We start from the raw sequence: 19,012 nt of genomic DNA, 5'->3' as shown, positions 1-19,012 counted from the left end.
GTCGCATTCCGCCGGCATTTCTCCCGGCAGCGGGGAAATACCGCAAGTGATCTCCCCACCAGCGCGGAGCCGCTCTAGGCTCTTCGGTAACGCCGAGTCGCGCACTGTGAGCGACGCCGGGCAAGGAGGGCCGCATGACCGTACGGCGAGTAATGGGCATCGAGACGGAGTACGGGATCTCCGTCCCGGGACACCCGAACGCCAATGCCATGCTCACCTCGTCCCAGATCGTCAACGCCTATGCGGCGGCGATGCACCGGGCGCGCCGTGCCCGCTGGGACTTCGAGGAGGAGAACCCGCTGCGGGACGCCCGCGGCTTCGACCTCGCCCGCGAGGTCGCCGACTCCAGCCAGCTCACCGACGAGGACATCGGCCTGGCCAACGTGATCCTCACCAACGGTGCGCGGCTCTACGTGGACCACGCCCACCCCGAGTACAGCTCGCCCGAGGTGACCAACCCGCGGGACGCCGTCCTCTGGGACAAGGCCGGCGAGCGGATCATGGCGGAGGCGGCGGTGCGCGCCGCCCAGCTGCCCGGGGCCCAGCCCATCCACCTCTACAAGAACAACACCGACAACAAGGGCGCCTCCTACGGCACGCACGAGAACTACCTGATGAAGCGGGAGACCCCCTTCTCGGACATCGTGCGCCACCTGACCCCCTTCTTCGTCTCCCGCCAGGTCGTGACCGGCGCGGGACGCGTCGGCATCGGCCAGGACGGCCGGGAGAACGGCTTCCAGATCAGCCAGCGCGCCGACTACTTCGAGGTCGAGGTGGGGCTGGAGACCACCCTCAAACGGCCCATCATCAACACCCGGGACGAGCCGCACGCCGACGCCGAGAGGTACCGCCGGCTGCACGTGATCATCGGCGACGCGAACCTGTCGGAGATCTCGACCTACCTCAAGCTGGGCACCACCGCGCTGGTCCTGTCGATGATCGAGGACGGGTTCATCACCGTGGACCTCGCCGTCGACCAGCCGGTACGGACGCTCCACCACGTCTCGCACGACCCGACCCTCCAGTACCTGGTCACCCTGCGCAGCGGCCGGACGCTCACCGCGGTCCAGCTCCAGATGGAGTACTTCGAGCTGGCCAGGAAGTACGTGGAGGAGCGGTACGGCTCGGACGCGGACGAGCAGACCAAGGACGTCCTCACCCGCTGGGAGGACACGCTCAACCGGCTCGAGAACGACCCCATGAGCCTGGCCGGCGAGCTCGACTGGATCGCCAAGCGGGAGCTGATGGAGGGCTACCGGCGCCGCGACGGCCTGGACTGGGACGCGGCCCGCCTGCACCTGGTGGACCTCCAGTACGCGGACGTGCGCCCCGACAAGGGCCTCTACAACCGCCTGGTGGCCCGTGGGCGCATGAAGCGGCTCCTGGACGACGCGGAGGTGCTGCGGGCCGAGACGGCGCCGCCGGAGGACACCAGGGCCTATTTCCGGGGCCGGTGCCTGGAGCAGTACGCCGACGACGTCGCGGCGGCCTCCTGGGACTCGGTGATCTTCGATCTGCCCGGCCGTGACTCGCTCCAGCGCGTCCCCACGATGGAACCGCTGCGCGGCACCAAGGCCCATGTGAAATCGCTGCTGGACCGCTGCCGGACGGCGGAGGAACTCGTCCGCGTGCTTTCCGGCGGCTGAACCGGTGGCCCGGCAGGGGCCTGAAATACCCGGGCACTGGGAATCATGGAATCAGTGCCCGGACGTTGTGGAAACTGCGGGGCCGAAGTCGGACCCGCCCTATAGGGTCTGATCTTGTAAGGACTCGACCGAGCGGGCCGAATCGAGCGGGGTGAGGGATATGGCGACCAAGGACACCGGCGGCGGACAGCAGAAGGCGACGCGTTCCACGGAGGAGGTCGAGGAGACCACCACGGAGGCGAGCTCCGACCTCCAGGAACGCCAGGAGAAGCTGAGCGAGGACGTGGACTCCGTCCTGGACGAGATCGACGACGTCCTCGAGGAGAACGCAGAGGACTTCGTGCGGTCGTTCGTGCAAAAGGGTGGCCAGTAGCCGCCTCGCGCGTCTGTCGCCCTCCGTCCCCGGAGCCCCGGAGAAAGCCGTGGGCCCGGGGACGGATGACAGGCGGTGGCACGGGTATGGTCCGTGCACAGTAACCAAGATCGCCCCGCGCTCCCCACGGCGGGCGACTCTCCCACCCGGAAGGAATCGCGTGGAAGCCAACCCTCGTAGCACCGGGCGTCTGCCGGCGGCCTTCCTGACGCCGGGGTCGTCCTCGTTCATGGACTTCCTGGCCGACCACTCGCCGGAGATGCTCCCGGGCAACCGGAAGCTCCCGGAGGGCATCATCGAGGCCCCGCACGGCACCACCATCGTGGCGGCCACGTTCCCCGGCGGGGTCGTCCTCGCCGGTGACCGGCGGGCCACCATGGGCAACATGATCGCGCAGCGGGACATCGAGAAGGTGTTCCCGGCGGACGAGTACTCCGCCGTCGGCATCGCCGGCACCGCCGGTCTCGCGGTGGAGATGGTCAAGCTGTTCCAGCTGGAGCTGGAGCACTTCGAGAAGGTGGAGGGCGCGACGCTCTCCCTGGAGGGCAAGGCGAACCGTCTCTCCACCATGATCCGCGGCAACCTCGGCATGGCCATGCAGGGGCTCGCCGTCGTGCCGCTCTTCGCGGGCTGGGACGAGGGCAAGGAGAAGGGCCGGATCTTCTCCTACGACGTGACCGGCGGCCGCTCCGAGGAGCACGGCTTCGCCTCCACGGGCTCCGGCTCGATCTTCGCGCGCGGGTCGATGAAGAAGTTGTACCGCGCGGACCTGACCGAGGAGCAGGCCACCACGCTGGTGGTCCAGGCGCTGTACGACGCGGCGGACGACGACTCGGCGACCGGCGGGCCGGACATGGCGCGCAGGATCTTCCCGATCGTCACCGTCATCACCGAAGAGGGCTTCCGCAGGCTCAGCGAGGCCGAGTCCTCCGCGCTGGCCCGGTCGGTCACCGAACGGCGCCTGGAGCAGCCCGACGGGCCGCGCGCCGCCCTGCTCTGACCGTTCGTCGCCCGCAGTAGCCCTTCAGACCGGAAGAAAGGGACGGTAGCCGGTGTCCACGCCGTTCTATGTCTCACCCCAGCAGGCCATGGCCGACCGGGCCGAGTACGCCCGCAAGGGCATCGCCCGAGGCCGCAGCCTCGTCGTCCTCCAGTACACCGACGGCATCGTCTTCGTGGGCGAGAACCCGTCGCGCGCACTGCACAAGTTCAGCGAGATCTACGACCGGATCGGCTTCGCCGCCGCCGGCAAGTACAACGAGTACGAGAACCTCCGCATCGGCGGTGTGCGCTACGCCGACCTGCGGGGCTACACCTACGACCGGGACGACGTGACCGCGCGCGGCCTGGCCAACGTCTACGCCCAGACGCTGGGCACGATCTTCTCCAGCGCGGGGGAGAAGCCCTACGAGGTGGAGCTCGTCGTCGCCGAGGTCGGCGCCGAGGCGGAGGGCGACCAGATCTACCGGCTGCCCCACGACGGCTCGATCGTGGACGAGCACGGCTCGGTCGCGGTCGGCGGCAACGCGGAGCAGATCGGCTCCTTCCTGGACCAGCGCCACCGGGACGGCATGTCCCTGGCCGAGGCCCTGAAGCTGGCCGTGCAGGCGCTCTCGCGGGACACCAACGGCAGCGAGCGGGAGATCCCCGCGGAGCGGCTGGAGGTGGCGGTCCTGGACCGTACGCGTCCGCAGCAGCGCAAGTTCAAGCGGATCGTCGGCCGTCAGCTGTCCCGTCTCCTGGAGGCGGACAACGCGGCGGCGGCGAAGACGGACGAGCCCTCCGACGAGGCTCCCGAGGAGTAGTCGGCTCAGCCCGGAGGGGCCCCGGTCCGTGCGGACCGGGGCCCCTCCGGCGTGTCCGGGCGCCCTACGGCGTCACCGGGCCTCTCCGGCGCCATCGGGGCCCTCCGGCGTACCCGAGAGGCCCCTCGGGCGGGTCGGGGCCTCAGGCGGCCGGTGCCGGGCCCGAGGAGCCGCGGGGGACGAGGGTCACGGGCAGGGTGGCGGGCGGGGCCGGTTCGCCCGCCAGAACGGCGAGGAGGGCCTCCATACCCCGTCTGCCGAACTCCTCGGCGGGCAGCCGGACCGTGGTCAGCTCCGGTTCGACCGCGGTCGCCAGGGCCAGGTCGTCGAAGCCGGTGATCGAGAGGTCCTCGGGGACGCGCAGCCCGAGCCGGCGCGCGAACTTGGCGACGCCGACCGCGAGGATGTCGTCGTCGCAGATCACGGCGGTGGGCCGGGGGCCGGGGGCCTCGAACGCGAGGGTGACGGCCTCCCACGCGCCGGCGACGCTGAGCGGCGCCCGCACGGTCCGCAGCTCCGTGCCGCGCAGCGCGTCGGCGAGGGCGGCGGCCCGCGCGTCGAAGGTCCAGGAGGGCACGGCGGACGCCAGGTGCAGGAAGCGGCGGTGGCCCAGTGCCAGCAGGTGGTCGGTGACCCGGCGCATGCCGTCGGCGACGTCGAGGTTCACATGGGCGGAGGCCCCGCTGTCGGACGGGTCGCTGTCGAGCATCACGAGGGGCAGGTCGGTCCCCCGGAAGGCGTCGAGGGCGTCGGCGGCCATGGAGGAGGCGATGACGCCGTCCAGGGCGGCCTGGGCCGAGGCGAAGGGGTCGCGGGCGGGGCCGACGCCGTCGGGGGAGGGGTAGAGGACGACGCCGAAGCCGTGCCGGGCCGCCACCGCCGCCGCGCCCGTGTAGACGTGGGCGAAGAACTCGTTGGTGAGGGCGGGGACGACGAGCATCGCCGTGCGGGTGCGGCCGAGGCGCAGATTGCGGGCGGCGAGGTTGGGCCGGTAGCCCAGTTCGCGGGCCGCGTCGCGGACCGCCCCGGCCGTGCGCTCGGAGACCCGGCCACGCCACTTGTCGCCCAGGACGAGGGAGACGGTGGCCTGCGAGACGCCCGCCGCCCGGGCCACGTCCCGGCTGGTCGGGCGGGCGCCGCCGGCGGGGGGTTCGGGGGTCTGCACGGGGGGCCTCCGCGTCGGGCGCTGATCAGGGGGTGTGTGCCGGCGGGGTGGACCCGCGTCACGCCGACATGGTACGTATGACCCGTAACGTTATACGTAAAACCTCGGCAGGGTTCCGAGGTGAGGGGAGACCGACATGGCCACCGAGGCCCCCGCGCACGGCGGCTATCTCGACATACTCCGGGCGCCGCACGCCGCCCGGCTCCTCGCCGGCACCCTCGTCGGGCGCCTGCCCAACGGCACGGGCCCCATCGCCATGACCCTGTTCGTCCGGGACCAGGGCGGCAGTTACACCCTGGCCGGCGGCCTGATCGCCGCGTACGGCGTCTCCAACGCCATCGGGCAGCCGCTCCTCGGCCGGGCCGTCGACCTCAAGGGCCAGCCCCGGGTCCAGCTGCCCGCCGCCGTCCTCTCGGCCGTCGGCATGGCCCTCTTCGCCTTCGTCGGCATCGGCCACCTCGCCCTCGCCTACGCCGCCGTCGTGCTCGCCGGCCTCTTCACCCCGCCGCTGGAGGGCGGCCTGCGCGCCCTGTGGCCGAGCGTCCTGGGCCGCGAGGACCGGGTCCACCGCGCGTACGCCCTCGACGCGGTCGCCCAGGAGGTCATGTTCACCGTCGGCCCGCTGCTCGTGACGCTCCTCGTCGCCGTCCGGTCGCCCGCCGCCGCCCTCCTCGTCATCAACGTCCTGGGGGTGCTCGGCGCCCTCGCGGTCGTCCTCTCCGAGCCCTCGCGCACCTGGCGCTCCGCCACCCGCGAGGCCCACTGGCTGGGCGCCCTGCGCTCGCCCGGGCTCCTCGCCCTCCTCGGCTCCTTCTTCTTCGTCGGACTCGCCCTCGGCTCCATCACCGTCGCCGCCGTCGCCTACGCTGACGACCGCGGCACCCCCTCCGTCTACGGCTGGCTGATGGCCGCCCTCGGACTCGGGGCCCTCGTCGGCGGCACCGTCTACGGCGCCCGGCCCTGGGCGGGCGCCCCCGAACGGCGGCTGCGGGTCCTCGTGCTGCTCCTCGCGCTCTGCTACCTGCCGCTGATGCTCACCCCCGGCCCCGTCGCCATGACCGGCCTCTCCGTCCTCTCCGGGGTCTTCCTCGCCCCGGTCCTGGCCTGTGCCTTCATCGTGGTCGACCGGCACGCCCCGCGCGGCACCGTCACCGAGGCGTTCTCCTGGCTCGTCACCACCTTCGGCGTCGGCGCGGCCCTCGGCTCCGCCGTCGCCGGACCCGCGGTCGAACTGTCCGGGACCGTGGCCGGTTTCGCCGTCGCCGGCGTGGGCGGTCTCGTCGCGCTGCTGGTCCTCCTCGCCACCGGCCGTGTCCTCACCGCTCCCGGCACGCCCGGCGACACCGGGCGACACGCCGTCGGAGAGGTGGTCCCCACCGCCGTACACACCGAAAAGAACGCGCACTGATCGGAAAATGATCGAAACGGGAACGCCCAACCCGGTTTCAGCACAGGCCGTCAGGCGTAATGTTCAGACATGGACCGCCGCATTTTCGGGCTGGAGAACGAGTACGGCGTCACGTGCACGTTCAGGGGACAGCGCCGACTGTCTCCTGACGAAGTGGCGCGCTACCTCTTCCGCCGTGTCGTGTCATGGGGCCGCAGCAGCAATGTCTTCCTGCGGAACGGCGCCCGCCTGTACCTGGACGTGGGATCGCATCCGGAATACGCCACACCGGAATGCGACGACGTGACCGAACTGGTCACCCACGACAAGGCCGGCGAGCGCATTCTCGAGGGCCTGCTCGTCGACGCCGAACGCCGCCTGCACGAGGAGGGAATCGCGGGCGACGTCTACCTCTTCAAGAACAACACCGACTCGGCGGGAAACTCCTACGGCTGCCACGAGAACTATCTCGTCGCCCGCCACGGGGAGTTCTCCCGGCTCGCGGACATCCTCATTCCCTTCCTCGTCACCCGGCAGCTGATCTGCGGTGCGGGAAAGGTCCTCCAGACCCCGCGCGGCGCGGTCTTCTGCGTCTCCCAGCGTGCCGAGCACATCTGGGAGGGCGTCAGCTCCGCCACCACCCGCTCGCGGCCCATCATCAACACCCGTGACGAGCCGCACGCCGACGCCGAGCGCTACCGCCGGCTGCACGTCATCGTCGGCGACTCGAACATGTCGGAGACGACCATGCTGCTCAAGGTCGGCGCCACCGACCTGGTGCTCCGCATGATCGAGGCCGGCACCGTGATGCGCGACCTGACGCTGGAGAACCCCATCCGGGCGATCCGCGAGGTCAGTCACGACATCACCGGGCAGCGCAAGGTCCGGCTCGCCAGCGGCCGCGAGGCATCCGCGCTGGAGGTCCAGCGCGAGTACTACGAGAAGGCCGTGGACTTCGTCGACCGCCGCGGCATCCGCTCCGGCACCGTCGCCCAGGTCCTGGAGCTGTGGGGCCGTACGCTCGACGCGATCGAGAGCGAGCGGCTCGACCGCATCGAGACCGAGATCGACTGGGTCATGAAGCACCGGCTCATCGAGCGCTACCGGGCCAAGCACAACATGACCATGTCGAACCCGCGGGTCGCCCAGATAGACCTCGCCTACCACGACATCCACCGCCGTCGTGGGCTCTACTACCTGCTCCAGAAGAACGGGCAGGCGGCGCGGATCTGCAACGACCTGAAGATCTTCGAGGGCAAGTCCGTGCCCCCGCAGACCACTCGGGCCAGGCTCCGCGGCGACTTCATCCGCCGCGCCCAGGAGCAGCGCCGGGACTTCACCGTCGACTGGGTGCACCTCAAGCTCAACGACCAGGCCCAGCGCACCGTGTTGTGCAAGGACCCGTTCCGCTCCGTCGACGACCGGGTCGAAAAGCTGATCGCCGGAATGTAAGAGCAGGTCGTACGCGCCTGAGGGCCCCGCACGTTTCACGTGCGGGGCCCTTCCGTCGACAGGAGGGTCCCCTAGAGTGTCGGCACAACTACTGTGCCGTCTGAGATCTGAGGAACACGTGCGCCGACTTGCCGGCCTTCTCGTCGTCCCGCTGCTGCTGCTCTCCACAGCGGCGTGCGGCAGCGACGACAAGGGCTCCGATTCCGCCTCGATGAAGAACGGGCTGCCCGCCATCACCGCGGGGGAGAAGTTCGGGGAGAAGCCGACCCTCGCCAAGGGCGAGGGCGACCCGCCCAAGGAACTCAAGGTCAACGTCATCAGCGAGGGCAACGGCGCGGTGACGAAGAAGGGCGACGCGCTCCAGGTGAACTACCTGGGTCAGGCGTGGGACTCCACCACCCCCTTCGACAACAGCTTCGACCGCGGCCAGCCGTTCGACCTCACGCTGGGCGCCGGTCAGGTCATCAAGGGCTGGGACCAGGGCCTGGAGGGCCAGAAGGTCGGCAGCCGCATCGAGATCGGCATCCCGCCGGAGCTCGGTTACGGCGCGCAGGGCCAGGGCGACATCAAGCCCAACGCCACCCTCGTCTTCGTCGTGGACATCCTGAAGGCCGTCACCATCCCGAAGTCCGCGACCGGCACCCCGGTCGCCCAGGACGACAAGGACCTGCCGAAGGTCGGCACCAACACCGACGGCAAGGCCCCCTCGCTGACGATCCCCAAGACCGACCCGCCGACCAAGCTCGTCTCGAACTACGTGCTCGAGGCCAACGGCGAGGCCGTCAAGGCCACCGACACGGTCGTGGTCAACTACGTCGCCGCCCTCTGGGCCGACGGCAAGGTCTTCGACTCGACCTACACCACCGGCAAGCCCGCGAACTTCCCGCTCGCCCAGCTCACGCTGAAGGGCCTCAAGGACGGTCTGGTCGGCAAGAAGATCGGCAGCCGCGTCCTCATCGTCGCCCCGCCGTCCGAGGCGTTCGGCAGCGAGGAGAAGCAGGGTATTCCGAAGAACTCCACGCTGGTGTTCGTCGTCGACATCCTGACGAAGATGTAAGACTGTCCCGATCGAGCAGTTCATCAGTACGAGGAGCATTTCCGTGAGCATCGAGAAGCCCGAGATCGACTTCCCGGGTGGCGAGCCGCCGAAGGACCTGGAGATCAAGGACATCTGGGAGGGCGACGGCGACGTCGCCCAGGCCGGTGACTTCGTGAAGGTCCACTACGTGGGCGTGGCCTTCTCCACCGGCGAGGAGTTCGACGCCTCCTGGAACCGCGGCACGCCGCTCGACTTCAACCTCGGCGCCGGCCAGGTCATCCAGGGCTGGGACCAGGGTGTCCAGGGCATGAAGGTCGGCGGCCGCCGCCAGCTGGTCATCCCCGCGCACCTCGCCTACGGCGACCGCGGCGCCGGCGGCGCCATCGCCCCGGGCGAGACGCTGATCTTCGTCTGCGACCTCGTGGGCGTCGCCAAGCGCTGACCCGCGCACACGTGACCGTTCACGGTCGCTCCGAGGCCCCCGCCCTCCACGGCGGGGGCCTCGGCTTTGGCCGCGACACTCCGGAGCGGTACGGTCGGACCTCCGAGAAGTGGATCCGCGGAAGAGGTGCAGGGCGTCGATGGCGATTGCCAAGTCCGAGCGGCTGATGAATCTCGCGCTGTGCCTGCTCGGGACGCGCCGTCCGCTGAGCAAGCGCGAACTCCGGGGCTCCATCGAGGCATACCTCGAAGCCGCGGGCGACGACGCCTTCAACCGGATGTTCGAGCGCGACAAGGACGACCTGCGCGAGCTCGGCCTGGTCATCGAGACCGTCGAGAACCTGGAGGGCGAGACCGGCTACCTCGCCCGCCGCGACTCCAACACGCTGCCGCCCATCACCCTCGACGTCGAGGAGGCCGCCGCACTCGGCCTGGCCGCCAAGGTCTGGCAGCAGGCCCGCCTCGCCGGCGCCGCCAGCGGCGCCCTCCAGAAGCTCCGCGCCGCCGGCATGCCCGAGGCGGAGGACTCGTACGACACCCAGCCCAGCGCCCTCGAACCGCGCATCCCGGTCCACGAGGCCGCCTTCGAGCCGCTCATGCTGGCCTGCCGCGACCGGCGCCCCGTCGTCTTCGACTATCGCAAGGCCAACGCCGTCCGCCCCGAGACCCGCCAGGTCGAGCCCTGGACCCTCGAATGCTGGCGCGGCCACTGGTACCTCGCCGGCTGGGACCGCGACCGGGGCGCCGAGCGCGTCTTCCGCCTCTCCCGGATCACCGGCAAGGTGCGTTCCCGGGCCGGCGCCTTCACCGCGCCCGTGCCCGACGTCGTCACCGTCCGGGAGACCGTCGAGACCTGGGCCGGCGAGACCGCCACCCGCTCCGCCCGGATCCGGCTGCGCGCCGGCTGCGGCTACCCGCTCCGGGCCCGCGCCCTCTCCGTACAGGAGGGCGCCGACGGCTGGGACGAGCTGGAGATCCCGTACGGGCACGGGCTCGACGCCTGGCTGGTCGAGTTCGGACCCGATGTCGTCGTCCAGGAGCCCGCCGATCTGCGGGCCGACGTGGTGGACCGGCTGCGCGCCGTGGCCCAGGGCTGAGGGGGAGACGAACCGCATGGCTGCCAACGCGATCGACCAGACGAGGCGAATGCTCTCCCTCGTCACCTATCTCCGCGAGCGCCCCGGCGCCCACGTCGCCGACGTGGCCCGCGCCTTCGGGATCACCGAGGACGAGCTGATCTCCGACCTGGACGTGCTGCCCATGTGCGGCACCAGCTTCCGGGGCGGCGACCTCCTCGACATCGACACCGACGGCGACCGCATCTGGTGGCGCAACCCGAGCGCGCTCAGCGCGGACGCCGCCGCGCCGCTGCGCCTCGCCGCCGACGAGGCGACCGCCCTCCTCGTCGCCGCCCGCGCCGTCGCCACCCTGCCCGGGCTCCGCGAGAGCGACCGGGACGCCCTGCTCCGCGCCACCGCCAAGCTGGAGGCCGCGGCCGGCGAGGCCGCCGGGGCCAGCTCCCGGCTCTCGGTCACCTTCGAGTCCGAGGGCGGCGTCTTCGCCGAGGTCGACCGGGCCATCTCCGAGCGCCGCCGCCTCTGGGTGCGCTACTACTCGCCCGCGCGCGACGAGCTCACCGAACGCGAGGTCGAACCGATCCGGCTCTTCGCCGTCGGCCACACGTACATGGAGGCGTGGTGCCGGCTCTCCGAGGCGCGCCGCACCTTCCGGCTCGACCGCGTCGCCGAGATCCGCATCCTCGACGAGCACGCCGCACCCCCCGAGCTGGAGCTGCGCGACCTCTCCGAGGGGCTCGTGCAGCCGTCCGCCGACGACCCCGAGGTCGTGGTCGAGGTCGGCCCCGGGGGCCGCTGGGTCGCCGAGTACTACCCGCACGACCGGGCCGACGAGCTGCCCGACGGCGGACTGCGGATCACCCTGCGGACGCCCGACCCGGCCTCGCTGCGCCGGCTCGCCCTCCGGCTGGGCAGCGACGGACGGATCGTCGCGCCGGCCGAACTCGCCGACAGCGCCAGGACGGCGGCCACCGCCGCGCTCGCCGCGTACGCGGGCGAGTAGCGGCCGCCCGCGAGCGGGTCACGTCGCCGTCGAGTGACGTTCCCCGCTCCGGGGGCGCTGTTACTGACAGGGCGACGGAAGCGCCGGCGGAGGCCGGTGGCAGCCGGCGCGAGGGACACGGACGCAGCCGACAGCCGGCGCGAGGGACGCGGACCGCCCGGGCGGCCGCGAGCGGGAGTCGGGAGAGATGAGGGAGATGTCGGTGACGCACGGTCTGACGGCGACGATGGCCCCGGTCCTCTTCAAGGCGGCCTGCCCCGACTGCCGCTCCCGCTTCGAGCTCTCCGCGGGCGCCCTGCGCCTGGCCATCGGCGCCAGCCGCCGCACCACCTTCTACTCCTTCACCTGCCCCGAGTGCGGAAGCTCCGTCCGCAAGCCCGCGGGCGAGCGCATCGTCGAGCTCCTCACCGGCGGCGGGGTGCGCACCCTGCGCCTCCACACGACCGTCTGAGTAGGCTCGGTACATGTTCTGGCCCATGCTCGCCATCGCCCTCGGTTTCCTCGGTATCGCCGTCCTCGGCGTCCTCGGCATCAAGGTCTTCCTGGAAGTCCAGCGCCTCGGCCGTCAAGTGGCACACACCACAGAACGGATCAATCGGGCGGCCGAGGAGCTCGAAACCGCCGCTGTCGGCCTGGCCCGTACCGGCGAGACGCTGCGCTGAGGCGGTGCCGTACCCTGCACGAAGGAGCCCTCACGGGGGCTCGTTCGACGAAATCGGGAGTATGCAAGGGCATTGCCCTGCGTTTACTCCTGCGGGTTACGATCGCAGGCAGCGCGGTGGCCGGACGCCTGTCCGACCCGCCGGGCACGCACTCCATGTCGCCTCGGTGAAGAAGGTAAACAGCTATGGGTAGGCTCGGCCCCACCGAGATCATTCTGATCCTCGTCGTGATCATCCTCCTGTTCGGCGCCAAGAAGCTCCCGGACATGGCCCGCTCGCTGGGCAAGTCGGCTCGCATCCTCAAGAGCGAGGCCAAGGCGATGAAGTCGGACGACCAGCAGAGCGCGCCCGCCGACCCGCCGCAGGCCGGAACCACGGACCAGCAGCCCGCACCGCGCACCATCCAGGCCGCTCCCGGCGACGTGACCAGCTCGCGTCCCGTGGCCGAGCCCTCGGACACCACCAAGCGCTGACCCGGTCCGCCGCGGCCGCCGCACCGGGCGGCGGCTGCCGCACGAGATGAGGACGTGGGTTGCCCAAGTCTGCCCGCAAGCAGGAGAAGGATCCCGAGGGCCGGATGCCCCTCGTGGAACACCTGCGTGAACTCCGCAACCGACTGGCGAAGGGTCTCCTCGCCATCGCAGCGGTGACGATCGTCGCCCTCGCGTACAGCGAGGAGCTGATGCAGTTCCTGACGAAGTCGGTGCCCACCTGCGCACCGGGCATCACCAGTGACGGCGGCAACTGCGCGATCGTCTCCTTCAACACGCTGATGGCTCCCTTCAGCACGACGATCCAGCTGTCGCTGACGGCGGGTCTCGTCGTCGCGAGCCCGGTCTGGCTCTACCAGCTGTGGGCGTTCGTCGCGCCCGGGCTGCACAAGAACGAGAAGAAGTACACGTACGCCTTCGTCGGTGCGGCCGTGCCGCTCTTCGGCGCGGGTGCCTACCTCGCGTACCTCATCCTCCCCGTCAGCGTGAAGGTCCTCATCAGCCTCACGCCCGCGGGCTCCGCGAACATCCTGTCGCTGAACGACGTCCTCGACTTCACCCTGCGCATGGTGCTCGTCTTCGGCCTCGCCTTCGAGCTCCCCCTCGTCCTGGTGATGCTGAACCTCACCGGCGTCCTCACCGGTCGCCGCATGGCCGGCTGGTGGCGCGGCGTGATCATGGGCGTCTTCGTGTTCGGCGCCGTCATCACCCCGACCACCGACCCCGTCGGCATGATCGCCCTCGCCGGGCCGATCACGATCCTGTACTTCGGGGCCGTCGGCTTCTCCCTCCTCAACGACAAGCGACGCAGGCGCGGCAACCCCGACGCCGAACTCGACGACGACGAGGCGTCCGCGCTCGACCTCACGCCCGAGACCGTCGGCGCCGTCGAGCCCGTGCCGGCCGCCCGCTCCCTGCCCGAGCAGGCCACCGGCGAGCCGGGCGGGACCACCGCGCAGCGGCTCAACGGATACGACGACATCACCTGATCGCGAGAGATCCCCCCGGACTCGGTCCGGGGGGATCTTTCGTTTCCGGCGCCCCGAGCGGCCCGCCCCGCGCGGGGGCTCCGGGGGTTCCCGAGCGGCCCGGGGACCCCGCGCCGGAGCCTGTCGGGTCCCGGGACCATTGCCCCGATAAAGATCGCGTCACTGTCACAGGTGGCGGGTAGGCTCGAGAACAAGATGACAGAGGACCTCACACCAGCCGAGGCGTACGCTGCCGCCCTCGCCCGCAACGCCGAGCAGGCCACCGCGCTGGCCCCCTTCCGCGAGATGTACGAGTTCGGTCTGGACCCCTTCCAGATCGAAGCGTGCCGGGCCCTCGAAGCGGGCAAGGGCGTACTCGTCGCCGCGCCCACGGGCTCCGGCAAGACCATCGTCGGCGAGTTCGCCGTCCACCTCGCCCTCGACCAGGGCCGCAAGTGCTTCTACACGACCCCCATCAAGGCGCTGTCGAACCAGAAGTACGCCGACCTCGTCAAGCGGTACGGATCCGACAAGGTCGGCCTCCTCACCGGCGACAACAGTGTCAACGGCGACGCGCCGATCGTCGTCATGACCACCGAGGTCCTCCGCAACATGCTGTACGCGGGGTCCCAGGCCCTCTCCGGCCTCGGCTACGTCGTCATGGACGAGGTCCACTACCTCTCCGACCGCTTCCGCGGCGCGGTCTGGGAGGAAGTGATCATCCACCTCCCCGAATCCGTCACCCTCGTGTCGCTCTCCGCGACCGTCTCCAACGCCGAGGAGTTCGGCGACTGGCTCGACACCGTCCGCGGCGACACCGAGGTCATCGTCTCCGAGAGCCGCCCCGTACCGCTCTGGCAGCACGTCCTCGCCGGACGCCGGATGTACGACCTCTTCGAGGAGGAGACCGACCACGGCGGCCGCGGCTCCGCCCGCCGCGAGCTCAACCCCGACCTCATCCGCCTCGCCCGCACCGAGAACTCGGCCTACAACCCGCGCGACCGGCGCCGCGGCAAGATGGTCCGCGAGGCCGACCGCGAGCGAGAGCGCCGCCAGCGCTCCCGCATCTGGACCCCCGGCCGGCCCGAGGTCATCGAGCGCCTCGACGCCGAAGGGCTCCTGCCCGCCATCACCTTCATCTTCAGCCGCGCCGGCTGCGAGGCCGCCGTACAGCAGTGCCTCTACGCCGGCCTCCGTCTCAACAACGACGAGGGACGCCTGCGCGTCCGCGAGATCGTCGAGGAGCGCACCGCCTCCATCCCCGCGGAGGACCTGCACGTCCTCGGCTACTACGAGTGGCTCGAAGCGCTGGAGCGGGGCATCGCCGCCCACCACGCCGGCATGCTCCCCACCTTCAAGGAGGTCGTCGAGGAGCTCTTCGTCCGCGGCCTCGTCAAGGCCGTCTTCGCGACCGAGACCCTCGCCCTCGGCATCAACATGCCCGCGCGGTCCGTCGTCCTCGAGAAGCTCGTCAAGTGGAACGGCGAACAGCACGCCGACATCACCCCCGGCGAGTACACCCAGCTCACCGGCCGCGCCGGCCGCCGGGGCATCGACGTCGAAGGCCATGCCGTCGTCCTCTGGCAGCGCGGCCTCGACCCGGGCCACCTCGCCGGCCTCGCCGGCACGCGCACCTACCCGCTGCGCTCCAGCTTCCGGCCCTCGTACAACATGGCGGTCAACCTCGTCGACCAGTTCGGCGGGCACCGCTCCCGCGAGCTGCTCGAGACGTCCTTCGCCCAGTTCCAGGCCGACCGCTCCGTCGTCGGCATCTCCCGCCAGGTCCAGAAGAACGAGGAAGGACTCGAGGGCTACCGCGAGGGCATGACCTGCCACCTCGGAGACTTCGAGGAGTACGCGCGGCTCCGCCGCGACCTCAAGGACCGCGAGACCGAACTGGCCCGGCAGGGTGCCGCCCAACGCCGTGCCCAGGCGGCCGGCTCGCTGGAGAAGCTCAAGCCCGGCGACATCATCCACGTGCCGACCGGCAAGTTCGCCGGCCTCGCGCTCGTCCTCGACCCCGGCATCCCGGCCGGCCGCACCAACGGCCACCGCGGCTTCGATTACCACGACGGGCCGCGTCCGCTCGTCCTCACCGCCGAGCGTCAGGTCAAGAGGCTCGCCGCGATGGACTTCCCGGTCCCCGTCGAGGCGCTGGAGCGGATGAGGATCCCCAAGACCTTCAACCCCCGCTCCCCGCAGTCCCGCCGCGACCTCGCCTCCGCCCTGCGGAGCAAGGCCGGCCACATCAACCCCGATCGCCACCGCAAGCAGCGCGCCGCCGCCGCCGACGACCGCGAGATCGCCCGGCTGCGCACCGAGATCCGCGCGCACCCCTGCCACGGCTGCGACGAGCGCGAGGACCACGCCCGCTGGGCCGAGCGCTTCCACCGCCTGGAGCGCGACACCCAGCAGCTGGAGCGGCGCATAGAGGGCCGGACCAACACCATCGCCCGCACCTTCGACCGGATCGTCGCGCTCCTCACCGAGCTCGACTACCTCCGCGGCGACGACGTCACCGACAACGGCAAGCGGCTCGCCCGGCTCTACGGCGAACTCGACCTGCTCGCCAGCGAATGCCTCCGCGACGGCGTGTGGGAGGGCCTCAACCCCGCCGAACTCGCCGCCTGCGTCTCCGCGTTGGTGTTCGAGTCGCGCCAGGCCGACGACGCCGTCGCCCCCAAGCTGCCCACCGGCAACGCCAAGGCGGCGCTCGGCGAGATGGTCCGCATCTGGGGCCGCCTCGACGCCCTCGAAGAGGACTTCAAGATCAACCAGGCCGAGGGCGTCGGCCAGCGCGAACCCGACCTCGGCTTCGCCTGGGCCGCCTATCAGTGGGCCTCCGACAAGAGTCTCGACGAGGTACTCCGCGAGGCGGAGATGCCCGCCGGCGACTTCGTCCGCTGGTGCAAGCAGGTCATCGACGTCCTCGGGCAGATCGCCGCGGCCGCTCCCAGGGAGAACAGCACCGTCGCGAAGAACGCCCGCAAGGCGGTGGAGGCGCTGCTCCGCGGGGTCGTCGCCTACAGCTCCGTGGGCTGACCGCACCCCCTCCGTACGACCCGGTGCCCGTGGCGATCACGCCACGGGCACCGGCTTTTCCCGGCCTGGGCCCCCGCTGCGCCCCACGTTGTCCACAGGCCGTCGTCCACAGGGGTGGCGCACCGGCGGACCCTTCCGCTTGCATGGACTCGTACGGGGAAAGGCCAGTTGGGGAGGGGACGCACATGACCACGGAAGCCGGTCCGGACACCGGGACGCGCGACGACGACACAGGGCGGCCGACGCCGGGCTTCGCCGACGGGCCCCGAGGAGTGCCCCTCCTCGGGAACCTGCCGGCCTTCGGCAAGGACCCCCTCGCCTTCTTCGAACAGCTCAGGGAGCGCGGCGACTTCGTCCGCTGGCGCTTCGGCCGCGGCCCCGCGCTCTTCATCGCCCACCCCGACTCCATCGGCGAACTCCTCACCGAGGTCGAGCACACCTTCGACCAGCCCGACCTCGGCATCGCCTTCCGCACCCTCCTCGGCAACGGCGTGGTCGTCGCCAAGGGCGCCGACTGGCGCCGCAAGCGCTCCCTGGTCCAGCCCTCGGTCCGCCCCAAGCAGGTCCGTTCCTACGCCGCGACGATGACCGAGTGCGCGGTCGACCTCGCCGACCGGTGGACCGACGGGCAGCACATCGACATCAAGAAGGAGATGGCCGCCCTCACCCAACTCGTGGCCGTCCGCACCATCTTCGGCGTCGACACCGCCGCCGACGCCGAATCCATCGGCCGGGCCATGGACGTCGCGCAGAAGGAGATCGGCGCCGAGTTCAGCGGCATCGGAGCCGTCCTCCCCGACTGGATCCCCACCCCCGGACGCGCCCGTATCAAGCGCGCCACCGCCGTCATCGACGCCGAGGTCTCCCGCGTCGTCTCCCGCCACCGCGACGGCGACACCGAACGCCCCGACCTCCTCAGCCGCCTCCTCGCCGCCCGGGACGAGACCGGCGCCAGCCTCTCCGACCAGGAGATCCGCGACGAGACCGTCACCCTCTACATCGGCGGCCACGAGACCACCAGCTCCACCCTCGTCTGGGCCTGGTACCTGCTCTCCCGCAACCCCCGGGTCCGCGACGCCCTCACGGAGGAACTCGACCGGGTCCTCGCCGACCACGAACCCGGCTACGACGACTACGCCGCCCTGACGTACACCCAGGCCGTCATCAAGGAGACCCTCCGCCTCTACCCCACGATCTGGCTCATCACCGGCATCGCGAAGGAGGGCGCCACCCTCGGCGGCACCCCCGTCCCCGTCGGCACCCGCGTCTGGTCCAGCCAGTGGGCCACCCACCGCGACCCCCGCTGGTACGGCGACGCCGACGCCTTCCGCCCCGAGCGCTGGCTGACCACCGACGAGGGCGAACCCGCCGAGGAGATACCCGAGTACGCCTGGTTCCCCTTCGGCGGCGGCCCCCGCGTCTGCCTCGGCACCCGCTTCGCCCTCGTCGAAGCCGTCCTCGTCCTCGCGGTCCTCGCCCGCCGCTACCACCTGGACCTCACCACCGAGGAGATACGCCCGGTCCCGAGCCTCACCCTCCAGCCGGACCGCGACGTCCACGCCACGGTCCACGCCCGTCGCTGACACCCCGACGACCTGAGGATATCGTCGCGAAATGGCTGAGAATCCCGAGAAGTTCGACACCGCGACGGCCGCCTGGCGGGAATGGCAGGACGCCCCCTGGGGCCGCCTCCGCTACACGCTCGCCGAGGCGAACCTGATGCGTCACCTTGACGACGGACCCGGGGGCGGGCCACTGCGCGTACTCGACCTCGCGGGCGGCGACGGCGGCGACGCGCTGCGGCTCGCCGCACGCGGGCACCACGTCACCGTCGTCGACCACGCGCCGGCCATGCTGGCCGCCGCCGAGGCGCGTGCCGCGGGGAGCGGTCTGCCGGAACGGGTGACCTGCGTCCTGGCCGACGTGCACGCACTGCCGGCGGAGATCGCCGACGGAGGCTTCGACGTGGTGCTGTGCCACAACCTCCTGCAGTACGTGGACGACGTGCCCGGCACGCTCGCCACCGCGATCGCCCCGCTGAAGGAGGGAGGGCTTCTCTCCGTGATGGCGATGAACCGGCACTCGGCGCCCCTGAACGTCGCCGTCCGGCAGCTGGACCCCGCCGCGGCCCTGGCCGCACTCGACACCGACCGGCTCCGGACCGAGATGTTCGACTCCGACCTGACCCTCCACACGGCGGAGGAGATCATCCCGGCCCTGGAGGCCCACGGCTGCCGGGACGTGCACCACTACGGCATCCGTTCCTTCTGTGACTACCTCACCGACGACGCCCGCAAGTACGACCCGGCCTACTACGCCGACCTCGAACGGCTCGAACTCGCCACGACCGCCCGCGTTCCCTACATGCACACCGCCCGCCTCTTCCAGCTGACGGCCCGCAAGCGCCCCTCCCGCTGACGAGGGGGGAAACCGGGCGCCGCGAGCCCACGGCCCGGCCGGCG

The 19,012-nt window shown here is 71.2% G+C and carries 18 protein-coding genes; 17 read left to right on the top strand and 1 reads right to left on the bottom strand.

Annotated features, from left to right (window positions below; all coding sequences use genetic code 11):
• Positions 1 to 134: 134 nt before the first annotated feature.
• The 4 genes from dop (at position 135) to prcA (ending at position 3,824) form a co-directional block, all read left to right on the top strand.
• Entirely contained in the window at positions 135 to 1,646 is a 1,512-nt protein-coding gene (gene dop / locus ACFVZH_RS15420; protein ID WP_384897366.1) for a depupylase/deamidase Dop, read from the top strand.
• Positions 1,647 to 1,806: 160 nt separating this feature from the next.
• On the top strand, positions 1,807 to 2,019 hold the full coding sequence (locus ACFVZH_RS15415; RefSeq protein WP_053194491.1) for a ubiquitin-like protein Pup: 213 nt from the start codon (positions 1,807 to 1,809) through the stop codon (positions 2,017 to 2,019).
• A 160-nt stretch (positions 2,020 to 2,179) separates the two neighbouring features.
• Positions 2,180 to 3,019: a proteasome subunit beta gene (gene prcB, locus ACFVZH_RS15410; protein ID WP_384897364.1), complete on the top strand. Its 840-nt coding sequence runs from the start codon at positions 2,180 to 2,182 to the stop codon at positions 3,017 to 3,019.
• Between the two features lie 52 nt (positions 3,020 to 3,071).
• A complete protein-coding gene (gene prcA, locus ACFVZH_RS15405; protein WP_384897362.1) occupies positions 3,072 to 3,824 on the top strand; it encodes a proteasome subunit alpha in 753 nt (250 codons plus the stop codon).
• 142 nt (positions 3,825 to 3,966) lie between these two features.
• Here the strand turns inward: prcA and ACFVZH_RS15400 are convergent, their stop codons facing one another.
• A complete protein-coding gene (locus ACFVZH_RS15400; protein WP_384897360.1) occupies positions 3,967 to 4,989 on the bottom strand; it encodes a LacI family DNA-binding transcriptional regulator in 1,023 nt (340 codons plus the stop codon).
• Positions 4,990 to 5,125: 136 nt separating this feature from the next.
• Here ACFVZH_RS15400 and ACFVZH_RS15395 point away from each other — a divergent pair, with 136 nt between their 5' ends.
• The 13 genes from ACFVZH_RS15395 to ACFVZH_RS15335 all read left to right on the top strand — a co-directional run bounded on the left by ACFVZH_RS15395 (position 5,126) and on the right by ACFVZH_RS15335 (position 18,968).
• A complete protein-coding gene (locus ACFVZH_RS15395; protein ID WP_384897358.1) occupies positions 5,126 to 6,397 on the top strand; it encodes an MFS transporter in 1,272 nt (423 codons plus the stop codon).
• 69 nt (positions 6,398 to 6,466) lie between these two features.
• Positions 6,467 to 7,828, top strand: a complete 1,362-nt coding sequence (gene pafA / locus ACFVZH_RS15390) for a Pup--protein ligase (RefSeq protein WP_384897356.1) — start codon at positions 6,467 to 6,469, stop codon at positions 7,826 to 7,828.
• A gap of 118 nt (positions 7,829 to 7,946) precedes the next feature.
• Positions 7,947 to 8,885, top strand: a complete 939-nt coding sequence (locus ACFVZH_RS15385) for an FKBP-type peptidyl-prolyl cis-trans isomerase (protein ID WP_384897354.1) — start codon at positions 7,947 to 7,949, stop codon at positions 8,883 to 8,885.
• Positions 8,886 to 8,928: 43 nt separating this feature from the next.
• Complete coding sequence (locus tag ACFVZH_RS15380) at positions 8,929 to 9,309, top strand: FKBP-type peptidyl-prolyl cis-trans isomerase (protein WP_384897352.1); 381 nt, start codon at positions 8,929 to 8,931, stop codon at positions 9,307 to 9,309.
• Positions 9,310 to 9,448: 139 nt separating this feature from the next.
• On the top strand, positions 9,449 to 10,405 hold the full coding sequence (locus ACFVZH_RS15375; protein WP_384897350.1) for a helix-turn-helix transcriptional regulator: 957 nt from the start codon (positions 9,449 to 9,451) through the stop codon (positions 10,403 to 10,405).
• Between the two features lie 16 nt (positions 10,406 to 10,421).
• Complete coding sequence (locus ACFVZH_RS15370; protein ID WP_384897348.1) at positions 10,422 to 11,387, top strand: helix-turn-helix transcriptional regulator; 966 nt, start codon at positions 10,422 to 10,424, stop codon at positions 11,385 to 11,387.
• A gap of 187 nt (positions 11,388 to 11,574) precedes the next feature.
• On the top strand, positions 11,575 to 11,838 hold the full coding sequence (locus tag ACFVZH_RS15365) for a hypothetical protein (RefSeq protein ID WP_384897346.1): 264 nt from the start codon (positions 11,575 to 11,577) through the stop codon (positions 11,836 to 11,838).
• A gap of 13 nt (positions 11,839 to 11,851) precedes the next feature.
• On the top strand, positions 11,852 to 12,049 hold the full coding sequence (locus ACFVZH_RS15360; RefSeq protein WP_384897343.1) for a hypothetical protein: 198 nt from the start codon (positions 11,852 to 11,854) through the stop codon (positions 12,047 to 12,049).
• Positions 12,050 to 12,234: 185 nt separating this feature from the next.
• Positions 12,235 to 12,522, top strand: a complete 288-nt coding sequence (gene tatA, locus ACFVZH_RS15355; protein WP_384897340.1) for a Sec-independent protein translocase subunit TatA — start codon at positions 12,235 to 12,237, stop codon at positions 12,520 to 12,522.
• 104 nt (positions 12,523 to 12,626) lie between these two features.
• Entirely contained in the window at positions 12,627 to 13,529 is a 903-nt protein-coding gene (gene tatC, locus ACFVZH_RS15350; protein ID WP_384897400.1) for a twin-arginine translocase subunit TatC, read from the top strand.
• 195 nt (positions 13,530 to 13,724) lie between these two features.
• Positions 13,725 to 16,550 (top strand): DEAD/DEAH box helicase, encoded by a 2,826-nt coding sequence (locus tag ACFVZH_RS15345; RefSeq protein WP_384897337.1) that lies wholly within the window; start codon positions 13,725 to 13,727, stop codon positions 16,548 to 16,550.
• Positions 16,551 to 16,735: 185 nt separating this feature from the next.
• Positions 16,736 to 18,133 carry a cytochrome P450 gene (locus tag ACFVZH_RS15340; RefSeq protein WP_384897334.1) on the top strand — a complete coding sequence of 466 codons (1,398 nt, stop codon included), beginning with the start codon at positions 16,736 to 16,738 and terminating at the stop codon, positions 18,131 to 18,133.
• 31 nt (positions 18,134 to 18,164) lie between these two features.
• Positions 18,165 to 18,968, top strand: a complete 804-nt coding sequence (locus ACFVZH_RS15335) for a class I SAM-dependent methyltransferase (protein ID WP_384897331.1) — start codon at positions 18,165 to 18,167, stop codon at positions 18,966 to 18,968.
• Positions 18,969 to 19,012: the final 44 nt, after the last annotated feature.

It is taken from the genome of Streptomyces sp. NPDC059534 (assembly GCF_042743475.1).
Classification (GTDB): domain Bacteria; phylum Actinomycetota; class Actinomycetes; order Streptomycetales; family Streptomycetaceae; genus Streptomyces.
Note: the sequence above shows the minus strand (reverse complement) of the source record. Positions and strands in the feature narration are given on the sequence as shown.

What these genes read in the sequence shown, in the direction of transcription:
- ACFVZH_RS15375 (WP_384897350.1), top strand. Translation starts at nt 9,449, where the DNA reads ATGGCGATTGCCAAGTCCGAGCGGCTGATGAATCTCGCGCTGTGCCTG.
- ACFVZH_RS15395 (WP_384897358.1), top strand. Translation starts at nt 5,126, where the DNA reads ATGGCCACCGAGGCCCCCGCGCACGGCGGCTATCTCGACATACTCCGG.
- pafA (WP_384897356.1), top strand. Translation starts at nt 6,467, where the DNA reads ATGGACCGCCGCATTTTCGGGCTGGAGAACGAGTACGGCGTCACGTGC.
- ACFVZH_RS15340 (WP_384897334.1), top strand. Translation starts at nt 16,736, where the DNA reads ATGACCACGGAAGCCGGTCCGGACACCGGGACGCGCGACGACGACACA.
- ACFVZH_RS15345 (WP_384897337.1), top strand. Translation starts at nt 13,725, where the DNA reads ATGACAGAGGACCTCACACCAGCCGAGGCGTACGCTGCCGCCCTCGCC.
- ACFVZH_RS15360 (WP_384897343.1), top strand. Translation starts at nt 11,852, where the DNA reads ATGTTCTGGCCCATGCTCGCCATCGCCCTCGGTTTCCTCGGTATCGCC.
- tatC (WP_384897400.1), top strand. Translation starts at nt 12,627, where the DNA reads ATGCCCCTCGTGGAACACCTGCGTGAACTCCGCAACCGACTGGCGAAG.
- dop (WP_384897366.1), top strand. Translation starts at nt 135, where the DNA reads ATGACCGTACGGCGAGTAATGGGCATCGAGACGGAGTACGGGATCTCC.
- ACFVZH_RS15415 (WP_053194491.1), top strand. Translation starts at nt 1,807, where the DNA reads ATGGCGACCAAGGACACCGGCGGCGGACAGCAGAAGGCGACGCGTTCC.
- ACFVZH_RS15335 (WP_384897331.1), top strand. Translation starts at nt 18,165, where the DNA reads ATGGCTGAGAATCCCGAGAAGTTCGACACCGCGACGGCCGCCTGGCGG.
- tatA (WP_384897340.1), top strand. Translation starts at nt 12,235, where the DNA reads ATGGGTAGGCTCGGCCCCACCGAGATCATTCTGATCCTCGTCGTGATC.
- ACFVZH_RS15365 (WP_384897346.1), top strand. Translation starts at nt 11,575, where the DNA reads ATGAGGGAGATGTCGGTGACGCACGGTCTGACGGCGACGATGGCCCCG.
- ACFVZH_RS15370 (WP_384897348.1), top strand. Translation starts at nt 10,422, where the DNA reads ATGGCTGCCAACGCGATCGACCAGACGAGGCGAATGCTCTCCCTCGTC.